Here is a 16,459-nt window from a genome sequence, read left to right as displayed (position 1 = left end):
GCATAAAGTTCCCTTGCGCACAAGGCAAAAACCGCGAGCCCGGCCTGCAGAAAAATTCCGTCAGGAATTTTATCGGAAGGCGAGCCGAGGGGAGCCATTTAAAAAGCCACGCGAAAGCGTGGTTTTTTTATGCCCTGCTGGCGGCAGATTTTCTGCGCTCTCTCATATTGTTTGTGTGATGCCGCTAACATACCAAACGGCACACAGCGGGCGGTCCTGCGGACGGCGAATAGTCCGCGCTCTGTTGATTATTTGCGCCACATTATTTAAGCAAGGTTGCTAACATACGAAACTGCTCCCCGAAAGCAGGAACCTTACAGGCGGCGAATAGTCCGCGCTTTCTTCTGTATTTTGCCGTTACCTAAATTTTTGGTTGTGGCGCGGCAAAACCTTCCTATTTTTTGTATCTTATTAATAAGCCCTGTACATTAGGGGCATTTTATTTAGGAGTTTTCCATATGACAGAAATTACTTGTACTTATACCGGCGACGGGGAAACCGAACTCGTCCACGGGCCGACTGGAACCACGATTCAAACTGATTTGCCGCCAGACAACGGCGGAAAGGGCCGCCGCTTTTCGCCCACCGATTTATTGGCCTCGGCCTTTGCCGCTTGCACGCTTACGATTATGGGAAAAATGGCCGCCGCGCGCGGGGAAGATTTTAAGGGCGCGCATTTATCCATACAAAAAATTATGGCTGCTAATCCGCGCCGCGTGGGAGAGTTTGTATTAAAAATCACCTTTCCCGCGCACTTTTCGCCGGAGCAAAAAAAGTTCTACTTATCGGCAGTACAAGCCTGCCCGGTACATCAAACATTAAGCAGAGAAGTAAAGGTAACGGTGGAAGTTTTATAACCTAAAATTTTTTACCCGAAACGGCGTTTAATCTGTTATTATACCCATAGGAGGGAAATATGATTACAACAACTTTGGGAGAAAACTTGCAAACGGTAAGCGTACTGGACGGAAAAAACGGTTCTGTGCGCACCGCGTATTTTGACCCGCGCGAGGATATGCAGCCCGGCGAAGTTTTGGCCAGCGCGTTGGGGGCGTGTATGCTGACGATGATTGGCTATGCCGCCCAAAAACGGGGGGAGGACGTAACGGGTACTACGCTTTCCGTGGCGCCGCAGTTTGGCGGCACGCCGCGGCGGGTAGTGTCGGTGGAATTGGTGTTTACGTTTAAGGACAATTTGTCCGGCGAGCAGAAAAACTTTTACACACATATCGCCCAAACCTGCCCGGTGCATAACAGCCTGCGTGAAGACGTGGAATATAAAATAACCGTTAAATAATATGCTCCCGCACTTTTTACAGTGCGGGATTTTTCTGTATAATATCTCTATGATTCATTTAGACCCATACCGCCAAAGTTTCATTTATTTTAAATGGGGCTTTTGGAGTGTATTTATTTTGGGCGGGCTATTTATATGGGGATGCGCCCACATAGAAAGCCCGCTGTTTAAAATACTTTTGGACAATGTTTTCGTCTATTTGCCCAACTATTTAACGCACGAATTTTCGCACCGTTTTTGGGCTGTTTTAGGCTGGGAGTGGTGGACGTATGCTTCCGGCAACGGTATGGAAACGCTGATTCTGCTTATTTTATGTTTTTGGGCCTTGCGTTTAAAGGGCGGGCGACTGTTACAGCCTGTTTTGCTTTATTGGCTGGCTACTACTTTGTATGGAGCGGGAATTTATTGCGCAGATGCACGCGCGATGAAATTGCCTCTTACATCTTCCGATATGGTTACAAGTTATGCCCCCGGTGCCGTAAAGGGCGATTGGGTGTATATCTTGGAGCCGCTGGGCTTATTAAATTATGATGTGATTATCGGGCATATCCTAATGTATATGGCTGTATTCTTTTTGTTAATAGCCGTATGGAGTGTGTGGTATTATTGGACTCACTACGAGCAATATTTGTCCCATACGCCCTAGGTCCTTTGGCCCTTTTAGTGCTTCCCCTCAAACCGATATAATATATATATATGAACCGTTTTTTTATTGTTTGCAGTTTACTCTTGCTTACGGCCTTTCCCGTTCGCGCGCAGTTGTTCCGCGTGCCGGGAAATGCCTTAAAACTCGCCAAAACCGGGTCAGAAATGACTTCTCTGCCCCGGCTGATGCCTGAACTCACCAAAAAGATTTTTGCCGCTTCCCGCAGCCGTTTTGCAGGCCCAGCCGAATTAATGGCGCGCGTGCCCAAGGGGCTTATTCAGGTGGCCCGGCCCGAATCGCCCACCGTGCTGGGAACGGGATTTTTATTTGAATCGCACGGACAACTGTGGGCGGCAATGCCGTACCACATTGGCGGAGCGAAAGGCCAAAAGCGCGTGGTGCGCGTGTGGAATAACGCGGGTTTGCAGGAATACCCGGTTACGATTGCTGTCAGCGGCAGCGCGGGATGGAGTGCGCCCGATGTCTCTCTGGCCCCTTTGCCCAAAAGCGCGCTGGAAAACGGCGCGGAGCCCTTTTCCTTGGGCCCGGTGCAGACGAATACGCCCTCGTTTTCCTTTGGGTATGTGGCGGGGCCGTATGGGCGGCGCGACTTTTTGCCCGTCCGGCGCGATGTTATCAATGTGGCGGGTTTCGGCGTGATAGGCCAGCGCAAAATCAAGCAAGATGAGGTAAAAACGCCCTTTTTATTAAGCGGCTACTGCGGGTCTCCCGTGTTCCAAAAACAGGGCGATAATTGGCGCGTAGTGGCGTTGCACTCCGGCGGGTGTGCGATGCCGGGCAGCCGGGCGCAGAGCCATACTTATGCCGTCAATCTTTCGCAGGCGGTGCCGATGATGCTGGACCAATATATGCAGGCGGAAAAACTGCCCGCGCGCCCGCTGGTGTTCCGCGGGTGGGAAATCGGCCGCTTGACGTTAGAGGAGCGCGTGAAGAGTGTAGCCGTGTGGCGCGGGGAAAAGGCTGTGTTTACGCTGGATTTGCGCAATTATCCCCAACCGTATGAGGACGCTCACGCCGAATTGGCGTTTGCTGAAACCGATTTGCAACCGGGCGACATTTTGCGCTTTACCGTATTGAACGAAAAGCGCAAACTCCGGGTAATGGAATTTACGCTTCCGTAAAACGAAAAATCCTTTTTATTTGGCCGCTTTCTTTTTTAAGAGGGCGGCTATTTTTTTGGCGTTTTTGCCACCTTTTAATTGGAGCATTTTTAAAATTTTGTCCAGTTGCTCCGAGGTGGTTTTGGCGCCGTTTTCTAAAAGGATTTGCACGCGCGCCGGGTCCAGCGTGGCGGCGGCGTAGTACAGCGGGGAAAAACCGGCGTTGTCCGCTAGATTCGGATTCGCCCCGCGTTTAAGCATATAGGTAAGTAAATCCGTCCGGGCCTGTTCGGTTTCAAACGGTTGGGTAAGTGCCATAATGAGAGCGGTGGCTCCCAAATGAGTTTGTATGTTTAAATCGGCCTCGCGGAATACGAGGAGTTTGGCGGCTTCGGCTTGCCCGTCGCGCGCGGCGATGTAGAGCGGCGTCCAGCCGTCCGGCGTGGCGGCGTTGATGTCAAAGCCTTGCTCTAACAAAAAGTTGATAACGTCCTCGTCCCCGCCGGAAGCGGCGGCCTGCAAGGCGTTAAATTCCGTTTCGGTATATTGGCGTTCATCGTCGTTAAAATAGAGCGTGTAATCGGCGGGCGCGCCCTGTTCCAAGGCTTCCTTGGCGGACAGTAAATCCCCGTAATACGCGGCGGTTACCAAGGCTTCGCCCTGCTCTTTTTTAAGCGCTTGGTGATAGCCCACCGCCAGCCACACCACCAGGGCAGTAATCAAAAGGATAGCGAGTTTTTTCATAATTTTATTGTAGCAAAAATAGGTAGTCTGTACGGGGGGGTGTGCAAGCCACTAGGAGGGAAAAAATCGTTGTTATTAAATAAGCAGGTCATCCTGAATTGGCGGCCCGCAGGGTTTCAGGATCTACCGATTGGGATGTTGTTTGTTTTCTGTGTTATTATCTAATAAAGTCATTCTGGAAGGTTTCTGTCCAGAATCTATTCCTTGTTTTGTAACAACAGATCCTGGACTACGACTTTCCAGGATGACGGCAACGACAAATAACCTATAAGGTAGATTCTGAAAACCCTGCGGGCCGCACCCTAGCGGGTCGCCAATTCAGGACGACGCCCTTGTTTTTATAACAGCCTTGCTTTATTGCTTTTTGTCGTCATCCCGGAGTGTTTTTATCCGGGATCTGTTGTTGTAGTTGCTGTTATTTTTGTTGTCATTCCCGAGTGGCTGCCGGCGCGGAGCGTTCGGGAATCTGTTGTTTGTCGTGTTTCCTCTTTTACTCAACGACAGATCCCCGACTAAATTCCTCGGGGATGACAAGGGAAAAGGGCTTTTTACAAAAAAGCGGTCATCCTGAACTTGTTTCAGGATCTACCTGTTGGGTTGTGTTTTTTTTGTCGTTGCTTTTTCGTCGTTCTCTGTAAAGGGGTTGTTTCGTTTTTTTTTTTTGTTAAAATTTTGATAAATCGCAGTGGATGTACCCGGATGTATCCGCTGTATAAAAACGCGTATAAAAGGCCGTTTTGCTCAAATATAAAGGCCTTAACAAGGAGAAAAAATGAAAGAATTTATGAATATTAGCCGTGCGGCCACTTGTGCTAGTGGCGTCATTCTGGAAAGTCGTAGTCCAGAATCTGTTGTTGCGAAACGGCGAGATTCCGTACAGAAACCTTACGGAATGACGTCAGTTTGGGGTGGCCGCACGGCAACAGGTGGTTTCACCCTTATGGAACTCCTCGTCGTCGTCCTCATTATCGGCATTTTGGCGGGGGTGGCTCTGCCCCAATATGAAACAGCGGTGTTAAAGAGCAAAATGAATAGTATCGTGCCTTTGGTGCGGGCGATTAAAAATGCCAACGAGGTATATTATATGGCTAATGGCAAATATACCGACAATTTAAACGATTTGGATATTTCTATCCCTGCGGGAAACTCCAAAAGTATTCCTACCGCCGGACGTGTGGAATATGACAATGGCACGTGGATTGACCAGTATGTAGAGGGGGATTGTCGTGGCGATTTGTCTTGCCCGCGGGTATGGGGCGGCTTTGGGGGCCGGGACGACGCAAACAAGAACTTGCCTAATTGTGTGGTGGCTTTTTATTACGATAATACGACCACTCCCGGGCGGATACAATGCTCAGGCTCGCACTCCAAGTGTGCCAAAATTTGCAAAGGGATGAATTTGTAAGGGGGGCCTTTTGTTGATAACGACAGATCCCGTATAAAGACACTACGGGATGAAAAAAAGCCATTATAAAAATTGAAGTCATACTGAACTTGTTTCAGTATCTACCTTATGGGTCGTTTATAAAAAATGAAACAACTTGTCCTAAAATAACAACCCAAGCAGTAGATCCTGAACCCTATTAATAGACCCCGTACAGAAACACTACGGGGTGCCGCCTAGCGGTATGGGCGGCAATTCAGGATGACTTTTATTTTATAACGGCCTTATTTTGTCGTATTGTTTTGCCGTCATCCCGGAAGGTCTGCCGGCGCGGAGCGGGCGGGAATCTGTCGTTATTTTTGCTGTCATTCCGGGGCCCGCATACAAGCGGGAACCCGGAATCTAGGAATAAAAAAGAAAAGGCTTTTATAAACAGACTGGATCCCGGGTCCACGCCCGGGATGACAACGACAACAACGGATCCCCGAACCCTGCGGGCGGCACCCTAGCGGGCCGCCAAGTCCTCGGGAATGACGAGAAAGCAGGTTCCAACAATTACATAAAAAAACCGCCTTGGGTATTACCCAAAGCGGTTTTTTACTTCCTTACAAACTTATTTTACAACCTTTTCAGCGGGCTGGATAGCGGCCAACTGTTTATAGAGGTCGCGTCTCCAAGCATACTCGGATTCAGCGCGTTTGATAAGTTCCTTCGCGAGTTCCGGGTTGTCGCGCATCAAGCCTTTGAAGCGGTTTTCGCCGCTCATATAGTCGGCCAACGGCAAGGTCGGCGCGCCTAACGGGCTATCCACGTGCAAGGGGTTCTTGCCTTCGTAGCGGGCTTCGGGGTTGAAGCGGTAGAGGATCCAGCGGCCGGCTTGTACGGCGCGTTTGGCTTCACCCATACCTTTGGACATATCAATCCCGTGAGCGATACAGTGGGAGTACGCAATTACGAGGGCCGGACCGTTATAAGCATCGGCTTCCGCCAAGGCTTGGATGGTCTGGTTCATATTGGCACCCATAGCCACTTGGGCTACGTAGATGTTGCCGTAGGTCATCGCAATCATACCGAGGTCTTTCTTCGGCATTTGTTTGCCGCCCGCGGCGAACAAGGCTTTGGCGCCCAACGGAGTGGCTTTGGACATCTGGCCGCCGGTGTTGGAATAGACTTCCGTATCCAGCACCAAGATTTTGATGTTCTTGCCGCTGGCTAATACGTGGTCCAAACCGCCGTAGCCGATATCGTAGGCCCAACCGTCGCCGCCCAAAATCCAGACGGATTTCTTGACGAGGTAGTCAGCCAGGCTGAGCAGGCGTTTGCAGGTTTCGCAACCTTTTTCGGCGCCTTTGTTCAAAATGGCTTTGAGTTCCGCCACACGGGCACGTTGTTCTTCTACGCCCGCATCGGTGCTTTGGTCGGCGTTGATAAGCGCGTCAATCAAAGCGGCGTGTTCTTTGAGTCCGCCTTCTTTGGCTTCGGTCAAGGCCGCTTTGGCATCGTGGTTGAGTTGGTCAAACGCCAAGCGCATACCCAAGCCGAATTCGGCGTTGTCTTCAAACAAGGAGTTAGACCAAGCCGGACCTTTGCCGTCGTCGCGTTTGCAATAAGGCGTGGTGGGCAGGTTGCCGCTGTAAATGGAGGAGCAGCCCGTCGCGTTGGCCACGGCCAAGCGGTCGCCGAACAACTGCGTTAAAAGTTTTACGTACGGGGTTTCACCGCAACCGGCGCAAGCGCCGGAGAACTCAAACAAGGGTCTTCTCATTTGGGAACCTTTGACGGATTCCTTTTTGGTCTTTACATCGGCTTGTTTGAGGCCCAAGAAGAAGGCGTAGTTGTCAATTTCGTTGTCGCGAACTTCCAACTGGTGCACCATACCGAGGGCTTTCTTTTCCGGGTTTTCTTTGTTCTTGGCCGGGCAGTTATACACGCAGGCCGCGCAGCCGGTGCAGTCTTCCACCGCTACTTGTACGGTGAATTTAAGACCGGCGAGGTCGGCTTTGCCGTCGGCGGATTTAAAGGTCTTGGGAGCGTTTTCCAAGGCTTTGCCGTCGTAGGCTTTAATGCGGATAGCGGCGTGCGGGCAGACCAAGGAGCAGAAACCGCACTGGATACAAGTGTTGGGATCCCATTGAGGTACCATAATAGCAATGTTGCGTTTTTCGTACTGGGTGGTACCCGTGGGATATACACCGCCTTCGGTCATAGCCGAGGTGGGGAGTTCGTCGCCGCGGCCGGCAATCATTTCGCCCAAAACGTCTTTTACAAACGCGGGAGCATCGGCCGGAACCGGGGCTTTGGTGTGCAGTTTGGAGGTTACTTCGGCCGGGTATTTTACTTCTTGCAAGCCCGCCAAAGCGGCGTCCACGGCTTTGTAGTTCTTCTGCACCACTTCTTCGCCTTTTTTGGAATAGGTTTTCTTAATGGCTTCTTTAATGTCGGCGATGGCTTTTTCGGTCGGGATTACGCCCGCGATACCGAAGAAGGCCGTCTGCATAATGGTGTTGGTGCGGCTGCCCATACCGGTAGCCAAGGCGATGTCGGAAGCGTCAATGACGTAAACTTTGAGTTTGCGGTCAATGATAATCTTCTGTACTTCGGCGGTTAAATGGTTCCATACTTCGCTGGCGTTGTAGGGCGAGTTGATAAGTACGGTAGCGCCGTTTTTGGCTTTGCCGAGTACGTCGTATTTATCCAAGAAGTCAAACATATGCACGCCGATAAAGTCAGCAGATTGGATGAGGTAAGGCGCGCGGATGTATTTTTTGCCGAAGCGGATGTGGGACGTGGTCATAGACCCGGACTTTTTGGAGTCGTACACAAAGTAGCCTTGGGCAAAGAAACCGTTGGCGCTGATGATCTTCATCGTGTTCTTGTTGGCGCCTACGGTACCGTCGGAGCCCAAACCGTAGAACAAAGCGGCAAAGATGTCGCTGGCGGCTTTGCTTTCCAATTTGGTTTCGGGCAAGGACAAGTTGGTCAAATCGTCTTTGATACCGACCGTGAACTCTTTTTTGGGTTCGTTGGCGGCCAAGTTGTCAAACACGGCTTTAACGTGAGAGGGGGTAAAGTCTTTGGAACCGATACCGTAGCGGCCGCCGATGATGAGCGGGGTAACGGCGAATTTGGCCTTGGCTTCTTTGGTTAAGAAAGCGGCGCAAACGTCTTGGAACAACGGTTCGCCCAAGGCCCCGGGTTCTTTCGTGCGGTCCATTACGGCAATTCTCTTGACGGAAGCCGGAATGACTTTAATGAAATCTTCAATAGAGAAGGGGCGGAACAATTTAATCTTCAAAACGCCCACTTTTTCGCCCTTCATCGCTTCCACGGCGTTCTGGGCTACGTCCGCGCCGGAACCCATAATCACAACCAAGCGTTCGGCATCGGCATCACCGACGTATTGGAAGAGTTCGTAGTGGCGGCCGGTCAATTTTTCAAATTTAGCCATTTCTTCTTTTACAATACCGGGGACGGCGTTGTAAAATTTGTTGACGGCTTCGCGGGCCTGGAAGTACACGTCCGGGTTGGCGGCGGTACCGCGCACGGTCGGGTGTTCCGGGTTTAAACCGCGGGATTTGTGTTCTTCCACGAGTTTGTCGTCAATCATTTCGTGCATTTGTTCTTTGGTCAGGGGTTCCACCATATTCAGTTCGTGGCTGGTGCGGAAGCCGTCAAAGAAGTGCACAAACGGTACGCGGGCTTTAAGCGTGGAGGCTTGGGCGATAAGCGCCATATCCATTGCTTCCTGCGGGTTGTCGGAGCAGAGCATAGCCCAGCCGGTTTGGCGCACGGCCATAACGTCGGAGTGGTCGCCGAAAATAGACAAAGCGGTCGTGGCGATGGCACGCGCAGAAACGTGGAACACGGTCGGCGTGAGTTCGCCCGCGATTTTGTACATATTCGGGATCATCAAAAGTAAGCCCTGCGAAGCGGTAAAAGTGGTCGTCAGCGCGCCGGCGGTTAAGGAACCGTGTACGGCACCAGAGGCACCGCCTTCGGATTGGAGTTCGTTCACGGAAGGAACATTGCCCCAAATGTTGGTTTCACCCTTGGCGCTTTTGGCGTCGCAGATTTCGCCCATCGTGGAGGACGGGGTAATCGGGTAAATAGCGATTACTTCGTTGGTAGCGTGGGCGACGTGGGATACTGCACCGTTGCCGTCCATAGCAACTAGTTTAGCCATAATAGAGAAGTCTCCTTTTGCTTAAATTAAAACGGTAAAACGCCGCTAAAAAACGCGGCAGCCCGGAGGGATACTCCGGCCTATGTATATTGTATAACTTTGCGGGATAGAGGTCAAACAACTGTTTACCGCGCGGTAAATGCCTTTTGCACCCCTTGACTTGGAGTTTTCTCTATATGATAAAATAATAAAAAATCCAGTCAGGAGGTTACTTAAATGTTTAAAAAATTAGCGGGCCTGTGCCTGGGCGCGCTTTTTGTGGGCGCGTGCACGGCAAACCAGCCCGCGGCGGACCCCGCGCAAGACAAGGCCGTCGTCTATTTCACGCAGGACATCAGCCCGGAAGGACTGGTAAAAATTTACGATAAAATTTCGCAAAATGTTTCCGGCAAGGTGGCTATTAAAATGCACACCGGGGAACCCCACGGGCCCAATATTCTGCCCGTGCCGATGGTAAAGGCGCTCCAACAGCATATTCCAAACAGTAATCTGGTGGAAACCAATACCTTATATGCCGGCGGCCGCCACACCACGGAAGAACACCGCAAAACCTTAAAAATAAACGGCTGGACCTTCTGCCCGGTGGATATTATGGACGAGGACGGCGCCGCAATGCTGCCCATTAAAGGCGGAAAGCATTTTAAAGAAATGTCCGTAGGCAAGAACTTGCTCAATTATGATTCTATGGTGGTGCTGACGCATTTTAAAGGCCACACGATGGGCGGCTTTGGCGGGTCTTTAAAAAACATTGCGATTGGCTGCGCGGACGGAAAAATCGGCAAGGCAATGCAACACGGCAGCAACGGGGCCGATTTGTGGCGCGCCAATAAATCCCTGTTTATGGAAAATATGGTAGAAGCGGGCAAGGCCGTAACGGACCATTTCGGCAAGCACATTGTGTATATTAACGTACTGCGCAATATGTCGGTAGATTGCGACTGTGCGGGCACCTCGGCCGCCGCGCCCAAAACGCGCAACATCGGCATTTTGGCTTCCACCGATATTTTAGCGGTGGACCAAGCCTCGGTAGATATGGTTTATGCCCTGCCGGATGCGGAATCGCACGATTTAAAGGAAAGAATAGAATCGCGCGAGGGGTTAAGACAACTTACCTATATGCAGGAACTGGGGATGGGCAATAACCAATATACGTTGGTAAATATTGACTAACTGGTCAGCCGCCCTTTGCCGGGCGGCTTTTTTATGCCTTAAAATACTTGTTTTGAGTTTCAATTTTGGTTATACTATTAGGTAGATTTTACTTATAAGGAGAGAATATGAATAATAAGGGTTTTACGCTTATTGAACTGTTAGTAGTCGTGCTGATTATCGGCATTTTGTCCGCGGTTGCGCTCCCGCAGTACGAACGCTCCGTGGAAAAGGCCCGCACCGCCGAAGCGGTGGTAACGTCCAAGAGTATTTTGGATGCGGCTTCCATTTACGCCACCACTTACCGCACCTGCCCGGGCTCGCTTTCCGACCTGGACGTTAAAATTGCCAACAACAGCAAAAACTGGACCTACACCCTCGGCACCGCCGCCGGAAGCACCCGCAACTGCGAAGTTACGGTAACTTCCAAAGGGATGAGCAACAGTTACACGGGTGTACGCGGCTTTGTGAAGGTGCAGTCCTCGGGTATGCCCGAAGTGGGCACGATGTACTGGCGCTGCCCGTCCGGCGACTGCTCGGACTTTTTTGATTTGATTAACGTCTCGCCCATTTCCAGCGGCAGTTCTTATTACCGCTAAAATTGGTGTTGATTTGAAAACGCCCCCGGTTTTGCAACTGGGGGTTTTTCGTTTTATCCTTGTTTTGAACTCCGTTTCCCGGTTTGATATACTTATATATATGAATATCCAAAAATGGCTTTGCACACACCGCACCGCCTGCGTGGTTTACGAAACCTTGCGCTGGCTGGGGCATAAAATTTTCTTTTTTGTTCACACCCATACGCCCGTATGGTATCAGTTTGATAAACCGCACACGGCGGAAGACGCTCCGGAAACCTTACCTATAAATAAGGAGTGGTACTGCATTTCCCGCCCGCTCTACCGCCACGAGCACGTTTATTATCAGTTGGGCAAGGCTTTAAAGGCTAATCCCAAGGTAAAGGGCGTGGCACTCATTTTCTTTATGGGCATTGGCGACTACCTATATACTACGCCGATGTTGGCCGCACTTAAAAAGGCATACCCCCATTTGCCCTTTTACGCCTATGTGGGGGGACAGTTTGACCGCAACAATTCGCCCTTGGTCGGCAAATTGCTGGCCGAAAACCCCAACTTTGAAAAGGTTTTTTATTTTGACGGCTACCGCCACCCGTTCATTTGGAAGAATTATAATTACGGGGACGCCTTTAAAAACATCCCCGAGGGCTTTTTGGCTGTGCCCGTGTATTACGATTACGGCGTACATGTAGAGCACCGCGTGAAGAGTTTGTTTGAAACTTTTTCCTTGCCCGTTCCCGCAGAGGTTCCTGCGCCCATAATGTATTTTCCGAAAGAGCCCGCCCCGGTGGTGGCCGACTATTTGGCCAAGGCGCGCAAGGGAGCCCAAGGCAAAAAAGGGATTGTTTTCTTGCAGTTGGATTCGCGCGGGTCTAATTATGTGTATCCGCATATGCAGGCGCTCGCGGACGGGCTTATTAAAGAGGGATACTTCGTGATGAGCGTTACCAAGGGCGGCCCCGTGGAAAACCCGGACTATTTGGAAATTGACATCAAAAAACTGTCCATTAACCAAACGTGGCATTTGCTTTCTATTTTAAAGGGCGAATACCCGCTGTATGTGATTGCCGTCAATTCCGTTTTTTGGGCGGCTTCGGCGGGGCTCCACTTGCCCAACTTGGGCTTGCAGCATTGGATAGATAAAAAGGTACACAACTTGTGGTACCCCAATATTGAGGTGGTAACCGATTATATTTATCCGCTTTTGCCGCGCGAAAAGCAGATTTTCGCCCCGGCGGAAAGTTATACGCCGCATAACAAAAAAATCATTGATTACAAACCCGAGTGGGTTATTAAATGGTTTAAAGAAAAATTTGAAAAATAGGGCGTTTTTTGCCAGGAAACAGTAACAAAAAACGCTCTGCCAAAACATTATAAAAAACAGGCTTGCACGGATATTTTGATAACTTGCCCTAGCGGGCAGACAAAATATTTTCCGTACAAGCCTTTTTTATTGCTTGCGTGTGCTCCGCAGGGGGCGCGGGATATTGTTGGTATTCAAATAAGAGGTCATCCTGAATTGCCGCCCATACCGCTAGGCGGCACCCCGTAGTGTTTCTGTACGGGGTCCATTAATAGGTTTCAGGCTCTACTGCTTGGGTAGTTCGTCGTTGCTGTCATCCTGGAAAGTCGTAGTCCAGGATCTGTTGTTACGCTAAAAGAGGAAAACAACAGATACTGGACAGAAACCTTCCAGTATGACTTTTTAGATAACAACACAGCAAACAACACAATCGGTAGATTCTGAAACAAGTTCAGAATGACCTCCAATTTTTATAACGGCCTTGTTTTATTTATTGTTGTTTTTTCTTTTGTTTGCAACTTTACAAAAAGAGTGTTGCCCAATAAAGCAAAAGGGTGCGGACAATCTGCCGCCTGCAAGGTGCCGTCATCCCGGAAGGTCTTTATCCGGGATCTGTTGTTGTCTTTTTGTTTGATTGCGACATTACAAAAAGAGTGTGGCTCTATTAGTCAAAAGAGTGGAAAAAGGTAAGCCGTCCGCAGGACTTATTGTAAAGGGGTTGTTTCGTTTTTTTTTTTTGTTAAAATTTTGATAAATCGCGCTTGCCGTACCCGGATGTGTCTGCTGTATAAAAACGCGTGTAAAAGGTCGTTTTGCTCAAATATAAAGGCCTTAAAAAGGAGAAAAAAATGAAAGGTTTTACTTTAATTGAACTATTAGTGGTCGTCCTCATTATCGGCATTTTAGCGGCAGTGGCTTTGCCTCAATACGAAATAGCCGTAGAAAAAGCCCGCCTGACGGAAGGGATGGCGTTAGGAAAAAGTATCAAACAGGCAGAGGATGCTTATCGCTTGGCAAATGGCGATTACACCAATGATTTATTAGCCCTGGATGTATTGCCTGACGGGTGCTCGGAAATTGGGGATGCCAGCGCCACGGAGCGGCATTTTGACTGTAATAAAATGCGTATTGCCTTAACCAAAGGCTCCGTATATATTTCGTCAGTCAAGGCTCACGCTACCATAGAATACCGTTTAACTTCTGATTTGCGCCTTTGTGGTTCCAATAATAATGAGTTAGGTAAAAAAGTTTGCCGTAGTTTTGGGGGAGAGCAAACAGGTTCATCGGGCACTTATTGGTATATACCTTAAATTAAAAACGCCCTAGGCTATAAAACCTGGGGCGCTTTTCATTATTCCTTAAATTCGTTGTAACTTACCTTTTTTTCAAAGGCTTCGCGCGGGCGCGCATCGGGCGTTTCGGCCGGATAGCCCATAGCAATTAAATGCTCAATTTTTTTGCCCTTGGGTAGTTTGAAGAATTTTTCCGCCTTGTCCGAATTTAACCACCCAATCCAGCAGGTGCCAAGCCCCAGGTCCCACGCGCGCAACACTAATTGCTCGCCGGAAATCCCCTGGTCCACCAAATAAAACTCCGTCCGGCGGAAGAAATTGCCGATTCGGCTGGTAAAGGACCCCTTGTCCGACACCGCGGCAATCAACACGGGCGCCTTTTCGGCCCATTTGGTCATCGCGTAAACGCCGCTGAACGCTTCCTTGCAGAAGGCTTCCTTCACTTTCGGGTCGTCAATCACAATGTAGTGCCACGGCTGGGAATTGCAGGCGGACGGCGCCAAGCGGGCGGCTTCCAAGCACTCGTTAATTTTTTCCCGCTCTACGGGTTTATCCAAATATTTGCGCACGCTGCGGCGCGTTTTAATGGCTTGTAACAGTTCCATAAATTTACCCCTGTAAGTAAGATAAAAATATCTTACCAAATTGGCGCCCTGTTTTTATAAAATAAGAATATGCAATTTACAAAATATACAGGCCTGGGAAACGATTTCGTCCTGCTGGACGGAGCAACTGCGGCGGATATAAAAAGCCCGTCTGCGCTTGCTAAAACCATTTGCAACCGCCGCTTTGGCGTGGGGGCGGACGGACTTGTTTTGCTTTTGCCGTCTGACAAAGCCGATATCAAAATGCGCATTTTTAATAGCGACGGCAGCGAGGCCGAAATGTGCGGCAACGCTTCGCGCTGTGTGGCCTTGCACCTGTTCCGCCGGAAAATAGTAAACAAAAAACAAATTTCATTAGACACCTTGGCGGGGATTATCCGCACCGACATTACCGACGAACCCCGCGGGCTGGTGCGGGTGGATATGGGCGTTCCGCGCCTGACCAAGGGGGAAATCCCAATGACGGGAAACCCTGCGGAAACGGCGGTCAATTTCCCGTTAACGGCCGCCGGGCAAACCTTTTACGCAACGGCGGTTTCTATGGGTAATCCGCACTTGGTGATTTTTACGCCGGACATAAGCCAGGTGCCCCTTTCCACTTGGGGCCCGCAACTGGAAACGCACCCGCTCTTCCCGCGCAAAACCAATGTGGAATTTGTGCAGGTGCTGGATAGCAAAACCGTGCGGATGCGCGTATGGGAGCGCGGCGCGGGCATTACGCAGGCGTGCGGAACGGGCTCTTGCGCGACGGCGGCGGCTTGTATTTTAAACCACAAAACGGAGAAAAATATAACCGTTAAGTTGGACGGCGGCGACCTATTTATAGAGTGGCCGGATAAGAAAAATATTTTTATGACGGGCCTCGCCCAAGCAGTTTTTACGGGCGATTATTTGGGGGACTAATGGCGCAATTAAACGAGAACTATTTAAAATTACAGGGCAGTTATCTTTTTTCCACTATCGCCAAGCGCGTGGCCGCTTTTAAGGAGCAAAACCCGGGCAAAAGCGTGATTAGTTTGGGCATTGGGGACGTGTCGCGTCCGCTGGTTCCGGCGGTGGTGGAAGCGTTAAAAAAAGCCTGCGACGAAATGGGCAATATAAAAACCTTCCGCGGATACGGGCCTGAACAGGGCTATGCATTTTTGCGCGAAGCCATTTTAAAGCACGATTATTTAGAGCGCAATATAAAACTGTCCGCCGATGAAATTTTTGTCAGCGACGGCGCAAAAAGCGACGTGGCCAACTTCCAAGAACTCTTTTCCCCGCTGGAAACCGTGGCCCTGCAAAACCCGGTTTATCCCGTGTATTTGGATACCAACGTAATGGCGGGCCGGACGGAAGATTTTTTTAATGGACGTTACGGCGGGGTAGTTTATCTGCCGTGTACGGAAGAAAACCATTTTACGCCTGCCTTGCCGGATAAGCCTGCGGATTTGGTGTATTTGTGTTCGCCCAATAACCCCACTGGCGCGGCGATGACGCGCGCGGAATTAAAAAAATGGGTGGATTGGGCCGCTAAAAACCACAGCATTATTTTGTACGATTCCGCCTACGAAGCGTACATCACGCAGGACGATGTGCCGCACTCCATTTACGAAATTCCGGGTGCGGACAAGGTGGCGGTGGAGTTCCGCTCGTTCTCCAAAACGGCGGGCTTTACGGGTACGCGCTGCGCCTATACCGTGGTGCCCAAAGCGCTGGAAATTTTTGATGCAAACGGTTCCGCTCACTCGCTTAATGCGCTGTGGTTGCGCCGCCAGACGACCAAATTTAACGGCGTGCCGTATATTGTCCAACGAGGGGCGGAGGCCGTTTTTTCGCCCGCGGGGCAAGCGCAGATTAAAGAGGTTATTGCCGGATATCAGGCCAATGCGCGCGTGATTTTAAACGCCTTAAAGGGCGCGGGCATACAGGCCTTTGGCGGCGTAAATGCGCCGTACATTTGGCTCAAAACGCCGCAGGGGCTTACCAGTTGGGCGTTTTTTGATAAATTATTAAGTGAGGCCCAAGTGGTTGGCACGCCGGGTGTGGGGTTTGGTTCGTGCGGGGAAGGATATTTCCGCTTGACCGCGTTTAACACGCCGGAACTGACCGAGGAAGCCGCCAGCCGCGTAAGTGCGCTTAAATTTTAGTACAATTTGTTAAAGTAAAAAGGGA

At 50.2% G+C, this 16,459-nt stretch carries 14 protein-coding genes; 11 read left to right on the top strand and 3 right to left on the bottom strand.

Annotated elements, in window-relative coordinates; all coding sequences use genetic code 11:
- Positions 1 to 458 precede the first annotated feature (458 nt).
- The 4 genes from ACR0QV_RS07095 to ACR0QV_RS07080 are packed head-to-tail and all read left to right on the top strand — an operon-like array spanning position 459 to position 3,085.
- Complete coding sequence (locus ACR0QV_RS07095; RefSeq protein ID WP_432635782.1) at positions 459 to 857, top strand: OsmC family protein; 399 nt, start codon at positions 459 to 461, stop codon at positions 855 to 857.
- Between the two features lie 59 nt (positions 858 to 916).
- Positions 917 to 1,297, top strand: a complete 381-nt coding sequence (locus ACR0QV_RS07090; RefSeq protein ID WP_428043127.1) for an OsmC family protein — start codon at positions 917 to 919, stop codon at positions 1,295 to 1,297.
- Between the two features lie 49 nt (positions 1,298 to 1,346).
- Complete coding sequence (locus tag ACR0QV_RS07085) at positions 1,347 to 1,943, top strand: hypothetical protein (RefSeq protein ID WP_432635780.1); 597 nt, start codon at positions 1,347 to 1,349, stop codon at positions 1,941 to 1,943.
- 50 nt (positions 1,944 to 1,993) lie between these two features.
- Positions 1,994 to 3,085, top strand: coding sequence for a hypothetical protein (locus ACR0QV_RS07080; protein WP_432635778.1), 1,092 nt, complete (start codon positions 1,994 to 1,996; stop codon positions 3,083 to 3,085).
- Between the two features lie 15 nt (positions 3,086 to 3,100).
- On the opposite strand, the gene ACR0QV_RS07075 is transcribed toward ACR0QV_RS07080, so the two are convergent.
- On the bottom strand, positions 3,101 to 3,808 hold the full coding sequence (locus tag ACR0QV_RS07075; protein ID WP_432635776.1) for an ankyrin repeat domain-containing protein: 708 nt from the start codon (positions 3,806 to 3,808) through the stop codon (positions 3,101 to 3,103).
- Positions 3,809 to 4,580: 772 nt separating this feature from the next.
- On the opposite strand from ACR0QV_RS07075, the gene ACR0QV_RS07070 reads away from it, so the two are divergent.
- Complete coding sequence (locus ACR0QV_RS07070) at positions 4,581 to 5,213, top strand: type IV pilin protein (RefSeq protein ID WP_432635774.1); 633 nt, start codon at positions 4,581 to 4,583, stop codon at positions 5,211 to 5,213.
- 592 nt (positions 5,214 to 5,805) lie between these two features.
- Here ACR0QV_RS07070 and nifJ read toward each other — a convergent pair.
- Positions 5,806 to 9,375 carry a pyruvate:ferredoxin (flavodoxin) oxidoreductase gene (gene nifJ, locus ACR0QV_RS07065; RefSeq protein ID WP_432635772.1) on the bottom strand — a complete coding sequence of 1,190 codons (3,570 nt, stop codon included), beginning with the start codon at positions 9,373 to 9,375 and terminating at the stop codon, positions 5,806 to 5,808.
- Between the two features lie 216 nt (positions 9,376 to 9,591).
- On the opposite strand from nifJ, the gene ACR0QV_RS07060 reads away from it, so the two are divergent.
- The 4 genes from ACR0QV_RS07060 to ACR0QV_RS07045 all read left to right on the top strand — a co-directional run bounded on the left by ACR0QV_RS07060 (position 9,592) and on the right by ACR0QV_RS07045 (position 13,715).
- Positions 9,592 to 10,545 (top strand): DUF362 domain-containing protein, encoded by a 954-nt coding sequence (locus tag ACR0QV_RS07060; RefSeq protein ID WP_432635770.1) that lies wholly within the window; start codon positions 9,592 to 9,594, stop codon positions 10,543 to 10,545.
- 107 nt (positions 10,546 to 10,652) lie between these two features.
- The gene (locus ACR0QV_RS07055) at positions 10,653 to 11,123 is read left to right on the top strand and encodes a type IV pilin protein (protein ID WP_432635768.1); all 471 of its coding nucleotides are present in this window, start codon (positions 10,653 to 10,655) and stop codon (positions 11,121 to 11,123) included.
- Between the two features lie 100 nt (positions 11,124 to 11,223).
- Positions 11,224 to 12,426 (top strand): hypothetical protein, encoded by a 1,203-nt coding sequence (locus ACR0QV_RS07050; RefSeq protein ID WP_432635766.1) that lies wholly within the window; start codon positions 11,224 to 11,226, stop codon positions 12,424 to 12,426.
- Between the two features lie 827 nt (positions 12,427 to 13,253).
- Complete coding sequence (locus ACR0QV_RS07045; RefSeq protein ID WP_432635764.1) at positions 13,254 to 13,715, top strand: type IV pilin protein; 462 nt, start codon at positions 13,254 to 13,256, stop codon at positions 13,713 to 13,715.
- Positions 13,716 to 13,756: 41 nt separating this feature from the next.
- Here ACR0QV_RS07045 and ACR0QV_RS07040 read toward each other — a convergent pair whose 3' ends face one another.
- Positions 13,757 to 14,302 (bottom strand): nitroreductase family protein, encoded by a 546-nt coding sequence (locus tag ACR0QV_RS07040; RefSeq protein ID WP_428054073.1) that lies wholly within the window; start codon positions 14,300 to 14,302, stop codon positions 13,757 to 13,759.
- Between the two features lie 69 nt (positions 14,303 to 14,371).
- Here ACR0QV_RS07040 and dapF point away from each other — a divergent pair, with 69 nt between their 5' ends.
- The gene (gene dapF / locus ACR0QV_RS07035; protein ID WP_432635762.1) at positions 14,372 to 15,205 is read left to right on the top strand and encodes a diaminopimelate epimerase; all 834 of its coding nucleotides are present in this window, start codon (positions 14,372 to 14,374) and stop codon (positions 15,203 to 15,205) included.
- Positions 15,205 to 16,434 carry an LL-diaminopimelate aminotransferase gene (locus ACR0QV_RS07030; protein ID WP_432635760.1) on the top strand — a complete coding sequence of 410 codons (1,230 nt, stop codon included), beginning with the start codon at positions 15,205 to 15,207 and terminating at the stop codon, positions 16,432 to 16,434. The genes dapF and ACR0QV_RS07030 overlap by 1 nt, the downstream gene beginning before the upstream one ends.
- Positions 16,435 to 16,459 lie beyond the last annotated feature (25 nt).

The sequence above is a fragment of the Candidatus Avelusimicrobium sp. genome, assembly GCF_050873505.1.
Lineage (GTDB): Bacteria > Elusimicrobiota > Elusimicrobia > Elusimicrobiales > Elusimicrobiaceae > Avelusimicrobium.
Note: the sequence above shows the minus strand (reverse complement) of the source record. Positions and strands in the feature narration are given on the sequence as shown.